This is a genomic window from Agathobaculum sp. NTUH-O15-33, assembly GCF_033193315.1.
Classification (GTDB): Bacteria; Bacillota; Clostridia; order Oscillospirales; family Butyricicoccaceae; genus Agathobaculum; species Agathobaculum faecihominis_A.
The window spans coordinates 3,992,886-4,005,854 of sequence record NZ_CP136187.1 but is presented as its reverse complement, the minus strand read 5'-3'; the positions used below and the strand labels follow the sequence as shown (position 1 = coordinate 4,005,854).

Annotated in this window: 9 protein-coding genes and 1 pseudogene; 3 read left to right on the top strand and 7 right to left on the bottom strand. The window is 57.0% G+C overall.

Translation table 11 applies throughout. The features are described from left to right. Window positions 1-136 precede the first annotated feature (136 nt). From RWV98_RS19320 to RWV98_RS19290, 7 genes and pseudogenes are all read right to left on the bottom strand, one after another. Window positions 137-570 (bottom strand): annotated as a pseudogene (locus RWV98_RS19320) (DNA cytosine methyltransferase); the annotation flags it as partial. A gap of 238 nt (window positions 571-808) precedes the next feature. Then, on the bottom strand, window positions 809-1,837 hold the full coding sequence (locus RWV98_RS19315; RefSeq protein ID WP_317865800.1) for a zinc-dependent alcohol dehydrogenase: 1,029 nt from the start codon (window positions 1,835-1,837) through the stop codon (window positions 809-811). A 41-nt stretch (window positions 1,838-1,878) separates the two neighbouring features. Beyond that, window positions 1,879-2,925, bottom strand: a complete 1,047-nt coding sequence (locus tag RWV98_RS19310) for a sugar ABC transporter substrate-binding protein (RefSeq protein ID WP_317862923.1) — start codon at window positions 2,923-2,925, stop codon at window positions 1,879-1,881. A 58-nt stretch (window positions 2,926-2,983) separates the two neighbouring features. Then, window positions 2,984-3,961, bottom strand: a complete 978-nt coding sequence (locus tag RWV98_RS19305; RefSeq protein WP_280962245.1) for an ABC transporter permease — start codon at window positions 3,959-3,961, stop codon at window positions 2,984-2,986. A 1-nt stretch (window position 3,962) separates the two neighbouring features. Then, window positions 3,963-5,456 carry a sugar ABC transporter ATP-binding protein gene (locus RWV98_RS19300; RefSeq protein WP_317862921.1) on the bottom strand — a complete coding sequence of 498 codons (1,494 nt, stop codon included), beginning with the start codon at window positions 5,454-5,456 and terminating at the stop codon, window positions 3,963-3,965. A 43-nt stretch (window positions 5,457-5,499) separates the two neighbouring features. Next, window positions 5,500-6,315, bottom strand: a complete 816-nt coding sequence (locus RWV98_RS19295; RefSeq protein ID WP_280962243.1) for a sugar phosphate isomerase/epimerase family protein — start codon at window positions 6,313-6,315, stop codon at window positions 5,500-5,502. Between the two features lie 37 nt (window positions 6,316-6,352). Beyond that, window positions 6,353-7,129 (bottom strand): SDR family NAD(P)-dependent oxidoreductase, encoded by a 777-nt coding sequence (locus RWV98_RS19290; RefSeq protein ID WP_280962242.1) that lies wholly within the window; start codon window positions 7,127-7,129, stop codon window positions 6,353-6,355. A gap of 372 nt (window positions 7,130-7,501) precedes the next feature. Here RWV98_RS19290 and RWV98_RS19285 point away from each other — a divergent pair, with 372 nt between their 5' ends. The 3 genes from RWV98_RS19285 to RWV98_RS19275 all read left to right on the top strand — a co-directional run bounded on the left by RWV98_RS19285 (window position 7,502) and on the right by RWV98_RS19275 (window position 12,948). After that, window positions 7,502-8,530, top strand: a complete 1,029-nt coding sequence (locus RWV98_RS19285; RefSeq protein ID WP_280962241.1) for a LacI family DNA-binding transcriptional regulator — start codon at window positions 7,502-7,504, stop codon at window positions 8,528-8,530. Window positions 8,531-8,680: 150 nt separating this feature from the next. Then, a complete protein-coding gene (locus tag RWV98_RS19280; RefSeq protein ID WP_317862920.1) occupies window positions 8,681-10,228 on the top strand; it encodes a sensor domain-containing diguanylate cyclase in 1,548 nt (515 codons plus the stop codon). A gap of 14 nt (window positions 10,229-10,242) precedes the next feature. Then, window positions 10,243-12,948 carry an EAL domain-containing protein gene (locus RWV98_RS19275; RefSeq protein WP_317862918.1) on the top strand — a complete coding sequence of 902 codons (2,706 nt, stop codon included), beginning with the start codon at window positions 10,243-10,245 and terminating at the stop codon, window positions 12,946-12,948. Window positions 12,949-12,969 lie beyond the last annotated feature (21 nt).

Genomic DNA, 12,969 nt, shown 5'->3' with positions numbered 1-12,969 from the left:
GCACCGCGTAATCAAATTCGGTTTGCCGCGCCCCCATGCCGGATGATTTTTTGGCGGGTAACGCTTGGCACGCTTCGATCAGCAACGCCAGCGCCCGATAGTCCATAATATTTCTGATCTCTCTTAAAATACGCTCCCTTACCTTGCCCTTGTCTTTTGTGAGGATGCCGGAAACGTTCTCCATCACAAAATACTTGGGATGGAGCGCGGCGATCACTTTTAAATAATACGAGAAGAGGTCGTCCTTTTTATCGTTCTTCCTGCGTTCCCCGGCTAGGCTGAAGGACTGGCACGGGGGCCCCCCGTCAGTACGTCCACATCAATCTTCCCGAAGCTATGATAGACTTTTCCACATAGTTCTTCTATAAAATCGGGCGAGGTGATATCCTTTGTTAAAAACTCTGTCTTTAGACCCAGTTGATGGTTGTATCGCATCCTATGCGTCACTTCGCAGGTCGGATTGATATCACTGGCCAAAAGAAAGTCAAAATACTTTTGGTTCTCTTCGGCTTGCAAAAAACCTTCGCTAAATCCTCCGGCCCCTGCAAATAGATCAACATAAGTAGGCATTCCTAATTTCTCCGTTCCAATCTTGTCTTTCTATATTATATCAAAAACGCGCCTAAAAAGCCAGGGGGCCGCGCCTGATTTTAATCCGTTCTCTTAAAAAACATTTTTAAAACTATTTTCATATCTGCAAAAACGGGAAACGCCGCAAGCAAAAAAGACGCGCTGTGTATTACAGCGCGTCTTTTTATCGCCCCTCTGCTTTCAGAGGGAAAGAGGAAGAGAAGAAGAGGTCGATTGGTTATGTGGGAAGGCCGCCGTTCGGGTACAGAATGACCCGCGAGGCCTCCTTTGCCCGCAAAAGCGAGAAGGCGCGTTCGATCTCCGCCAAGGGCAACCGGTGCGAGATCAGATCGGTCAGCCGCAGCCGCTCGTCGCCCAACAGGGCGAGCGCCTCCGGAAAGGATTTGCTTAAAACGCCCATCATTTGCAGTTCTTTTTGCGTAAAAACGGCGGGCGGCACTTCGCCTATTGCGTTGTGGTTAAGGCCGAAGAGCAGCAGACGCCCCCGGCTGTTCAGCAGCCGCACGGCCTCGGTCAGGATCGCGCCCGTGCCCACCGCGTCGATCACAACGTCGGCCAGCGTGTCCCAGTGGCGCATTAGCGCGTCCCGCACCTGTTCGCGCTGCGAATCGATCACGACATCCGCGCCGCAGCGAAGGGCCTGTTCGATGCGTTTTTCTCCCTTCGCCACGACGGCGAGCTGCCGCACCCCGAATATCCTCAGCACTTTGATAAAGGTCAGTCCGATTGGCCCGGCGCCGTACAGCAGCACGCGCTCGGTCGGCAGGGGTTTTATTGTTTTCATGCCGCTCATCACACAGGCGAGCGGTTCGGTCTGGGCGGCTTCGGCCGGGTCCGCGCCCTCCGGCAGTCGGTAAAGCTGGCCCGCGTCCACCACCGCGTATTGGGCAAAGCCGCCGTCGCAGGTCTGTCCGTAATGATGCGGGCGCACGCAAAGATTGCTGAAACCGTTCTTGCATTCCCAGCACGCGCCGCACGGCAGGCAGGGATTGACAGCGACCTCGTCGCCGGGGCGGTACTCGGTAACGCCCTCGCCCACCGCTTCCACGGTGCCGCAAAACTCGTGCCCCATGATCACGCCGGGATCGATATGCTGCCCCGGCGGCACGCTCAGTCCGTGCAAATCGCTGCCGCAAATGCTAGCGGCGCGTATTTTGAGCAGTACGTCGCGTTTTTCCCGCACCTGCGGTACCGGTACCTGTTCGAGCTCCAGCACGCCGTTTCCCTTGAACACTGCCGCCAACATATTTGCCAAAATGCATGCGCCTCGCTTTCTCCATCCGGCTTTTAAACGTTATTGCCCCAAAGCTCGGAGCTGTCCGCGTTCTCGGTGGTGATAATCACCGGCGCGAGCGCGTTGTTAAAGCAGCCGTCCATCTTCTCCGTGCCGTCGAGCGCCTTGCCCAGATAATCGACCGCGTCGGTCGCCATCTGGAACGCGGGCTGCGCGCAAGCCGCGTCGATATAGCCGTCCTTGATGTAGTCGATCACGCCGGGCGTGCCGTCCACGGTGGTGATGATGATGTGTCCATCCTCGCCCTTCTTTTTCAGCAGCTGCATCTGATCGAGCGCGTTGATGACGGAATCCGCCATAACGCCGTCCGACGCGCAGTAGATCGCGTTGATATTCGGGTCGGCCTGAAACGCGTCGAGCGTATCGTTATACGCCGTATCCGACTGCCAGTAGGTGGGCAGGGAGGAAACGATGGTAAAGCCCAGTTCCTTCGCCGCCTGCTGGAAGCCCTGCGAACGCTCCAAACCCGAGGTGCTGGCCTGATCGCCCATCAGCTCAAGCACCTTCAAATCCTTGATGTCGATCCCCTGCTCCTTGGCCTGATTGACCAGCGCGGTAGCGCCCTGATAGCCGCACTGCACGTTATCCGCTTGGTTGACGGAAACAAACTTGCCCTCGGTGACCGTTCGATCGATCAGCGTGACCGGGATGTTCGCCTCGTTGATCGCGGTGACGGAATCGGCCATTGCGTCCGCGTCGACCGGGGCGAGCACGATGCAGTCCACGCCCGCCGCGATCACATCGTTGATCTGCGAGGCCTGTGTGTCCGCTTCGTTATCCGCGTTGTAAAAGCTTACCTCGTACCCTTCGGATTCGGCGTATTCCTGCGCCTTCTTGCCGACCGAGTAGATAAATTCATCCGCTACCGAGTGCATCATGATCGCCATGGATTTCTTTTCGCCGCCGGTATCGCCCGCCGGGGCGTTTGCCGCGTCCCCGCCGTCGGCCGGCGCGGGGGTGGAACCGCAGCCCGCCAGCACGCCCAGCAGCATCGTCGCCGTCAGGAACAGACTGCCTCGCCGAAGAATGCTCTTTTTCATTTATTTTTCCTCCTCCTGTTTTATGTGTATCGGGCCCTATGCCCGCATACATAAGGGATTAATCGGCCTGCTTCATGCGGTTCTTGACCGCATCGAACAGCACGGCCAAAAAGATGATGAAGCCCTTGGCCACGTTCTGCCACTCCGCCGCGACAGAGAATAGATTCAGCGCGTTGTTGATCACGCCGATCAGCAGCGTGCCGACCAGCGTGCCAATCATGCTGCCCGAGCCGCCGACCATGCTGGTGCCGCCGATCACGACCGCCGCGATGACCATGAATTCAATACCGTCGCCCATGGCGGCGTAATAGCTGCCCAGACGCGCCATGTTCAGATAGCCCGCGATGCCGCTGATCAGGCCCATGAGAATATAGGCGCTGCAGGTGATCAGCTTATCGTTGATGCCGGACACGCGCGCCGCGTTCAGGTTGCCGCCAACAGCGGTCAGCTCCCTGCCGTACACGGTCTTGTGCAGCAGCAGGTAGCCAAGCAAGAACAGAACGACGATGACCCAGATCTGGATCGGTACGCCGAGCAGCTTGGTTTTGCCGAAAAAGGTAAAGCTCGCGCCAAGCTTGCGGAAGGATACGCCGCCCGTTAGCACGAGCGACATGCCCCGGCACATGCACTGCGTGGCCAGCGTGGCCAAAAACGCGGGCATGCCCAGATAAGCGACCGATACGCCGTTTACCGTGCCGACCAGCAGCGCGATCACGAACATGGCCCCGATCGCCAGCGGCTCGGACACGCCGCTTTGCGCCAGAATGGAATACACGCTGCCGCAGCACACCATGATGCCGCCGATCGATACGTCGATGCCGCCCGTCATGATGACGAACGTCATGCCGATGCCGAGCACCGCATAGGTCGTGACCTGCAAAAAGACGTTAGATGCGTTCGCCATGGTGCGGAAGCTGGGACAGGTGATCGCCAGCAGCAAAATAACGAACAGAAATAACAAATAAATGCCGTATTTCAGGCCGATCTGCACCGGCCGGCTCTGCGTGCCGCCCGGCGTTTTCGCGCGTTTACTCATATCATTCCCCTCCCATGGCCGCTTCGAGAAGCGCTGCTGGCTGCAAAGAACTGTCGTTTTGCAGCTCGCACACCTGCTCGCCGTTTTTCAGCACGATCACCCGGTCGCAGGTGCCGAGCACCTCGGGCACCTCGGAGGACACCATGACGACCGCCACGCCCTGCGCGAGCAGCCGCTCGACGATCGCGTAGATCTCCTGCTTGGCGCCGATATCGATGCCGCGCGTCGGCTCGTCGAGCAGCAGCAGCTTTGGCGCGGTCGCCAGCCATTTGGCGAGCACCACCTTTTGCTGATTGCCGCCGGACAGATACTTGACCGCCCGCGCGACCGACGGCGTTTTGACCCCCAGATCCGTTACGCCCTTTTGGCTGATCGAAAGCTCTTTTTTCGGATCGACAAAGACCGCGCCCTTGATCGCCTTTAAATTGGCCAGCGTCATATTGAATTTGACCGATTCGTCTAAAACCAGACCTTCCAGATGCCGGTCCTCGGTTACCATGGCAACGCCCCGGCGGATGGCTTCGCGCGGGTCGCGAACGGCCGCCGCGTCGCCGTTAATTGCGATCTCGCCCGCGTCGTATTTGTCCAGACCGAAAATGCTGCGCAGCACCTCGGTGCGGCCCGAGCCGAGCAGACCGTACAGGCCCACCATCTCCCCTTGCCGCACGGTAAAGTTGATATCGCGCAGCTTGCCGCGCCGCGTCAGCCCTTTGACGGACAGCACCTCTTTCCCATACCTGCGGGCCGGGTGGCTGTACTGCTCTTCGGCCGTATGGCCGAGCATTTTGCCGACGACCTCGGTGCGGGATATCTCGTGCACGCCGCATTTGAGAATGCGCTCGCCGTCCCGCATGATCATCAGCGTGTCGCAGATTTCATAGATCTCATCCATATGGTGCGTGATGAATACGACCGCCGTGCCCTGCTCCTTGAGCTCGCGCACGATCTGAAATAAAATATCCACCTCGGACGAGGTCAGGGACGAGGTTGGTTCGTCCAAAATCAAAATTTTGATGCCGCGCGTCAGCGTTCGCCCGATCTCGACAAGCTGCTGCTCGCCGATCTTCAGGTCGCCCACCAGCTGCTCCGGGCGGCAGTGGTCCAGCCGCACACGCTTGAGTATGGCTTCGGTATCGCTTTTCAGCTTGCGTGTGCGCAGAAAACCGCCGCGCGCGGGAATGTCCTGAATGAAAATGTTGGAGGCGATATCCATCTTCGGGAACAGGGAAAGCTCCTGATGGATAAAGGCGATGCCCAGCCTTTCGGCGTCCTTGGTGCCGCGTATGGCGACCGTTTTGCCGTTCAGCGTGATCGCGCCCGTATCATGCGGCACAACGCCGCCGAGCACGTTCATCAGCGTCGACTTGCCCGCGCCGTTTTCACCGAGTATGGCGCAGACCTCGCCGGGTTCCAATGCAAAATCCACGTCCTTGAGCGCGTGTACGCCGGGATAGTGCTTATTGATCGCAGTCATTTCCAAAAGCGGTTGATTCATGCGGAGACTCCTCCCCTCCCTTTGCCGCCCGTTTTTTCTCCGGTCAGGAGAACAGGGCGCGAACGGTCTTGATATCTCTGGATAACAGCGTAAACGGGTCGCTGTCCAGCAGGCTGAGCGGCTTTTTGTTATAATAGTTTTCCAGCAGCAGCCACTCGGTGCAGCCCGCTCGCTTGATGGCCGCCGCGGTCTCGGCAAAGCCCACGTCGCCCCGGCCCAGCAGGGCGGACGAAATAGTGCCGTTATAGCCGTCCTTGATATGGATCTGTACGATGTGCTTTTGCAGGCCGCACAGGATATCCATCTGCGAATAGCCGCGGTCCAGATAGTAGTTTTGCGTGTCGTACATGATCTTCAGGCGCGGGCTGTTTACTTCCCGCAACAGCTTTTTGGTGTGCTCCACGCTCAGTACGTTTTCCGCCGCGATCGTCAGATCCAGACTTTCGGCCAGATCGCAGGCCAGACGCATTTTTTCGCAGGTGTTGTAAAAATCCCGCTCGGTGCGGATATCGCCGCTGTCGAAGCTGGGCAGCTGCACCACCGGAATGCCCATATCGTGCGCGGCTTTCAGGCCGGCGCGGATGGTCTCGATCGCAATCAGGCCCTCGAAGCTGTCGCGGTCGTGCGACATGCCGTGCGCGTTGAGCGCGTTGAGCGCCATCGAGGGAAAGGCGATGTGATACTTTTCGCCGCATTCCAGATAGGCCTGCTGGATGCGCGGGTTGGACAGCGGAAAGCCGGTCTCATAATCGCCGAAATCCAGCTCCATGCCATCGAGGCCAAGCTCTTCGGCGATTTTCAGCCCATGCGGGCCGGGAAACGGAAAAGCCCATTCGACGATGCCGATTTGATATGCCATACGGTCCTTACTCCCTTCATAACCGGTTTACCGTGTGTCAGTGGCACTCGCGCCCGCCCGAAATATTGAAGGAGGAGCCGGTGATGAACGCGGAATCCTCGCTGGCGAGGAATACGCACAGCTTGCCGATCTCCTCGGGCTCGCCCATACGCTTCAGCGGCGTGGCTTCGTTGAATTCCTTTAAGTATTCTTCAAAGGTCAGGCCGTACAGCGGCGCGCGGTCGGTCAGGCAGCGCTGGATCATATCGGTGTTGATGGTGCCGGGCGCGATGGAGTTGACGCGCACGCCGTATTCGGCAAGCTCCAGCGCCAGCGACTGCGCCAACAGCCGCACGCCCGCCTTGGATGCGCAGTAGACGGCGTTGAACGCTTCGGCTGTTTTGGAGGCGCACGAGTCGATCAGCACCATTGCGCCCGCGCGCTGCGCCTTCATCTGCCTGCCCACATATTTGCTGAACAAGAAGGTGCTGCGCAAATTGACCGCGATCACCGCGTCCCAATCCTTTTCCTCCTGATCGACGATCGCGCACGAACGTAGGATACCGGCCGCGTGCGTCAGAATATCGATCCGGCCGAAATGGTCGACGGCGGAGGATACGAAACCCTGAACGGTCTCGCTGTTCGATACATCGCCTATGGCTGTCAGGCAGTCCCTGCCGAGCGCGCGGATCGCTTCCGCCGTTTCGGCCAGCCGTTCTCCGTTGATGTCGAGGATCGCCAGATCACAGCCGTTTTTCGCGTACTCCAAGGCCACGCCTTTCCCGATTCCCTGCGCCGCGCCGGTCACCATTGCGATTTTTCCCTGTAACTTCATGTTCTGCACCTTCCCTTTCGATCCGCGAACAAACGCAAACTTGTTCGGCTTTAATTTTGTTTTATGTTTTGATTTGTTTTTGATATATGCATTATAAATCAAAAAAAAATCGATGTCAACAAAACAACTTTGTCGTATTTAACAAGAAAATCACTTCATAATCGGAACAATATACAAAACATTATAAAAACAAATTAATTTTGTTTTGACAAACAGGCAGAAACAGGATATACTGAAAACAACAAACAACCGTTGCCAAGCCGATAGCCCATTGTCCCCGGCTTGCCGTTGCGCGGAAGAAAATTTTATACTATAATAGATTGGTAAGATTAACCGATTCAGGCTGATCTGTATCAGGTAGGAGGAGATTTTGTGACCATCCGGCAAATTGCAGAATCCTTGGGCGTGGCGCCGTCCACCGTATCCGTGGTGCTGAACAACAAGCCCGGCGTACGCAGCGAACTGCGGCAAAAGATCCGCGACACGCTCATTGAAAACGGCTACAGCATCAAGGACAGCAAGGCGAGTCAGGGCCGTATCCTGTTTGTATATTATAAAAGCACGGACTACCTTGCCGCGCGCGGGGATGATACGATGTCCTCCATCCTCGCGGGGATCGAGTCGGTCTGTCTGGAAAAGCGCTTTACCTTTTCCGTGGCCAACGCCACGCCGCGCACGCTGGACGATATTTTGCTCGCCGCCGCGCCGGAAACGTACAGCGGCGTCATTTTGCTGGGCACGGAGTATTACCAGCCGCCGCGGGACGCTTTTTTCTCGCTGTCCGTGCCGCTCGTCGTGCTGGACGGCTTTTTCCCCGAGTATCCGCTCAGCACAATCAACATCGATAACAGCTACGGCGTCCATCAGGCGGTGAAATGTCTGCTGGACAACGGCCACCCCAAGATCGGCTATCTGAAAAGCTCGATCGAGTTCGGCTGCCTGCGCGACCGCAAAAACTGCGTGTGCTCCTCCATGAACGAGTTGGGCCTGACGCTGGAGCCGCAGTATGTGATCGAGGTCAGTCAGGAGTCCGAGGTGATCCAGAAGGAGGTCGAATACTTCCTGAAAACCTCGGAAACCATCCCCACCGCCTTTATCGCGGATAACGATATCATCGCGGTCTCGGCCATTCAAGCGTTCCAGCGGGCGGGCCTACGCGTGCCGGACGATATCTCCATCATCGGGTTCGACGATTCCAAGGTCTGCACCATTTTGACCCCCTACTTGACCACCGTGCGGGCCAATTTCGTAGGCATGGCGCGGCTGGCGACCGAGCGCCTGATCCAAATGATCGAGGAGGGCGCGGGCGACATTATCAAGTCGACCGTCGGCACCGAATTGATCCAGCGCCAATCGGTCGCGCCAAACGCCAAAAACCAATTCATTATTCGTACAAAATAATACTTTAGGAGAGGAAAAACGCGGGTTTTTCCTCTCCTTTTTATTGCTTTACAGCGTTGTTGCTGATATACTTAATTTGTCATAGATACCAAGTCGTTCGGGCGTTCGCCCGTCTTCGTTTGCCCATACAGACAAAGGAAAGAGCGAAATATGAATAAGAAAACCCCAAAAAATAAAAACAACAGCTGGGCGATCTCCTTCTCCCCGCTGCTGCGTTACAGCGCGATTTTTTGCCTGCTCACGCTGGCCGTTATATTGGCGGGCGGCGCGGTGCTGTCGGCCGGCCAAATGAAAAAGGACGCGCAGGCTTCGCTTGCCAGCGTGCACGCGCAGACCTCGCAGCGTGTGAAGGAATCCATTACGCTGCTCGAATCGCTCGCCAGCCTGCCGGAATTTTACGACCCCGCGGTCCCGGCGATCGATAAGGTCAAAAAACTGGACCAGATGAGCCCGTACTTCGGCTATCTGATGATCTGCTATGTCGATTCGGACATCACCGTTTATTCCGACGGGTCCGAGCCGGCCAGCCTTGCCAGCCGCGACTATATGCAGCAGCTTTTCTCCACCGGTGAAAATCAGGTGACGGACAGCTTTGCCGCCGGAGCGGACGGGGTAACGCTCAACTACACCGTTGCCGTGCCGCTGCGCACCCCGCAGGGCAACATCACGGGCTGCTTGTTCTGCTCCATCTATTTCGACGAAGTCGTCGATATTTTGGAGCAATCCGCCGGCATCAACGGATCGGACGCCACACTGATCGGTTCCAAGGGCCAGATCATGTCCACCACCACGGACATGCCCTACGGCGACCCCATCATGAATGAGCTGCGCGATACGCATCTGTTCGGCACGACTTCGGATAAGCTGCAAGAACAGCTTCTGGCCGCCATATCCGGCGATTTTTGGAGCTTAACGGATGGCAGCCCGGCTTATACCGTGTATCAGCGCGTGGAAAACACCGGCTGGGACGTGCTGTGCACGGTCAAGCTTGCAACGGTGTTCGCGGACATTTTACCCAGCCTGCTGCTGGTGAGCGGTCTGACCGTTATCCTGTGCATCGGCCTCATGCTCCTGCTGCGGCACTATATCGCGGGACAAATGAAGGTCGTGGACGTGCTGGTGCATTCCGTTGAAGAGCTGGAAAAAAAGATTTATCAAAACGAGCGCCCCGATGACATGGATTTCAACGAGATCATCCGCCTGACGAGCACCGGCCTTTCGGACAGTCTGACCGGCGTCGTCACCCGCTCGGTCTTCTTTAATCAGGCTTCCGCGCAGCTCAAGAAGGCTGATCCCGACCGAGTAAGCGCCCTTTGCTTTGTGGATATGGATAACCTAAAATACATCAACGATACCTATGGCCACAGCGGCGGCGACGTCGCGCTGAAAAGCGTGGGCTACATTCTGCGCGAATATGAAAAGAAATACGACGGCGTGGTGGGCCGGTACGGCGGCGACGAATTCGTGTTGCTGCTGACCGATCTGGACGACGAAGCCGAGCTGCGCAGCGTACTGGACGAGCTGGTGCTCCGCCTGCATTCCGAGATCGGTTCGGCTGGCCAGCGCATTCCGGTGCAGTGCAGCGTGGGCGTAGCTGTTTGCCGCCCGGACGCGGAGTTGGAGCAGGTGATCGCGCAGGCGGATGAAGCGCTGTATTTCGTCAAGGAAAACGGAAAAGGCTATTATAAAATTCGTTAGGACGGCGGAGGCGTATGAAGAAATGGAATGAACGGCGGTTGCCTCTCCTACTCGCGGCACTGTTGATCATCGCAATGGCAGCCGGATTCGGCCTTACGATGCGCCGCAGCTTTATGGAGATCCGCCAGCAGGAAGCGGACAACATCCTGCTTTATTACAGTGAAAATATCATGCTGCAAATGCGCGGCGCGCTGAACCAAGCGGACACACTGGCGCAAACGGCGCGCATCATCGGTGATCAGGATACCGCGTGGTTCGAGAAGGCGGCTTGCTCCCTTCTCTCGCAGGAGGAGATCCGCTATGTATGCCTGATCGACGGCGATACGATGGTCAGCGCGCTTCCCGCGGAACAGTACGGCGATCAGGTAGGGCATGATTTAAAGGATTTTTCCTATACTTACACGCTGGCCAAGGTGGTCAAAGAATTGGTTGTAGAGGGCCCTATCACCATCGGGAGCGGTGATGCGAAGCAAGAAGTCTTTCTTTTCCTACAGCCCTTTGTATCGGATAACGCTTATCTGGGCGAGGTCGGCGTCGCCCTTGACCGCGATTATGTACTGGAACAGATGGGTCTGCGCTATCTGACCGAGCAGGGGTACGATTACGAGCTTTGGCGCGTCAATCCGCAAAGCGGCGACAAGGAGGTCGTCTCAACCTCCGGGAGCGGCGTCGATTTCTCTCACGCGGCCAAGACATCTTTTAACCTGCCGACGCAGTGGAATCTGAGCATCCAGCCCATGGACGGTTGGATCAGCCGCGAGAACAGCATGACGATCATCCTGGTCTGCGCGCTGGCCGCTTTGCTTTTGTTGGGCCTGTGCTATACCCTATCCCGTTTGCGCACGCAGGCAAAAAAACTTAAAAACGCTTCTTTGACCGACCGGCAGACCGGCCTTTATAATCAGGCCGGTTTTACAACGGCGCTTGACCGGTGCCTTGCCGAGCAGCGCGGGCCGATCGTCCTTTTTTATTTCGTGTTTGAGGGCTACAACGAGGTGGCCCAACTGATCGGCCCGGAAGCGGAGGCCGCTTTCCTGCAAAGCATTCCGCGGCGTTTGACCGAATACATTGAAAGCCCTTTTCTCGCGGGGCGGCTGCAAGCCGGTAATTTCGCGATCGCGGTGCGCGAGGATATGAACGAGAGCCAACGGAAGGATTTCGCCAGAGGGCTTTCGCTTGAATTGTTGCTTAAGATCCGTCTGAACGGCGAGAAGAGCTTTTTGACCGCGCGCTATCAATACGCGCCCTGTCCGCCAAACGGACAGGCGGCGGATATCATCGCCACGCTGATCCGCTCGTATTATGCCTACCGTTCCAAGGAGTCCCCTGCGCGCATGCTCACACAAAAGTGCCGGCAGCTGATCGAGGGACAAAGCAACGTGGTTTTCGAGGAATACACCGATCTGGAAATGATGGAGCTGAGTAAGACCTTTAACCAATACCGCAAGCAGGTCGAGCAGCTCGCCTACTTTGACCCGGTATTCAATGTGGGCAACCGCCCCAAATATCTGCGGGACGCCAACATGCTCATTTCCTACGATAAGAAGCGCCAGTTCAGTCTGTTTTGTGTTGATATTTGCGCGTTTAGCCAGTATAACGAGTTATTCAGCGCCGATATCGGCGACCAGATCTTGCGCGAGGTTCTGCGCCGCCTGTCGCGTCCCTTTGGCACATACCTGTATCGTATCAACGGCGACGTCTTTTTAGGCATTTCCCGTTCCAACGAGAGCGAGCAAGTCTTTGCATCCCGTTTGCAGCAGCTGCTTACCAAGCCGGTCTTAGCCGGCAACGCCTCGTTTGCGCTTCAGGTACGCATCGCGGTATGCCGCTATCCCACGCACGGGGATACCCCGGAAGTGCTGCTGGACCGCATCCAAGCCGCGCTGCGCTTTTCCAAGGAATCAAACCAGCATATCATGATCTATCATGACGAGCTGGACGCTATGATCCGAACCGAGGCTGAAATCCTGCGTTTGCTCAAGGCCAGCATCGAAGAAAAAACGCTGGAGATCTGGTGCCAGCCGATCATGAATTTGGAAAACCGGCGCTACACCGCCGTGGAGGCGCTCACGCGCCTGCCAAACGGCAAGGGCGGGTATTTCCCCGCCGGACTGGTCATTTCGCTGGCCGAGCGCAGCGGCATGGTGGAACAGCTTGGCGACTATGTGCTCACCCATGCGTGCCGTTTTATGCATATGCAGGGCAAGGCGCTGGGCCTGCTACGCACGGGCATTAACCTATCCGTGCAGCAGCTGTTGGTGAGAAACAGCGCGGACCATATACTAAGGCTGATCCACACCTCCGGCGTTGATCCCAAGCTGATTACCTTGGAGATCACGGAAAGCGTGCTGATCCAGTCCATTGAGCGCGCCTGCGCGACGCTGGACCGGCTGCGGGATACCGGCGTCCATATCGCGCTGGACGATTTCGGCGTGGGCTACAGCAGCCTGAACTACCTTTCCAACCTGCCGGTGGACGTCATCAAGATTGACCGGTCGCTCACCCAGCAGATTCTCACAAACCCAAAGCAGCACGCGCTTCTGCGCTCCATTGTCGAGATGGCGGAGATCAATTCTCTCGCCATCGTCGCCGAGGGCGTGGAAACGATGGAGGAACAGTCGATCATCTCCGCGTCGGGCGTGCATTTCATTCAAGGTTTTTATTATGCCCGCCCGATGTCGCAGGAGCAGTTGATCCGCTTTCTAGAGGATCAAAAATAATATGCCCCCTCCCCTAAAAAG

What these genes read in the sequence shown, in the direction of transcription:
- RWV98_RS19315 (WP_317865800.1), bottom strand. Translation starts at nt 1,837, where the DNA reads ATGTTGGCGGCAGTGTTCAAGGGAAACGGCGTGCTGGAGCTCGAACAG.
- RWV98_RS19310 (WP_317862923.1), bottom strand. Translation starts at nt 2,925, where the DNA reads ATGAAAAAGAGCATTCTTCGGCGAGGCAGTCTGTTCCTGACGGCGACG.
- RWV98_RS19305 (WP_280962245.1), bottom strand. Translation starts at nt 3,961, where the DNA reads ATGAGTAAACGCGCGAAAACGCCGGGCGGCACGCAGAGCCGGCCGGTG.
- RWV98_RS19300 (WP_317862921.1), bottom strand. Translation starts at nt 5,456, where the DNA reads ATGAATCAACCGCTTTTGGAAATGACTGCGATCAATAAGCACTATCCC.
- RWV98_RS19295 (WP_280962243.1), bottom strand. Translation starts at nt 6,315, where the DNA reads ATGGCATATCAAATCGGCATCGTCGAATGGGCTTTTCCGTTTCCCGGC.
- RWV98_RS19290 (WP_280962242.1), bottom strand. Translation starts at nt 7,129, where the DNA reads ATGAAGTTACAGGGAAAAATCGCAATGGTGACCGGCGCGGCGCAGGGA.
- RWV98_RS19280 (WP_317862920.1), top strand. Translation starts at nt 8,681, where the DNA reads ATGAATAAGAAAACCCCAAAAAATAAAAACAACAGCTGGGCGATCTCC.
- RWV98_RS19275 (WP_317862918.1), top strand. Translation starts at nt 10,243, where the DNA reads ATGAAGAAATGGAATGAACGGCGGTTGCCTCTCCTACTCGCGGCACTG.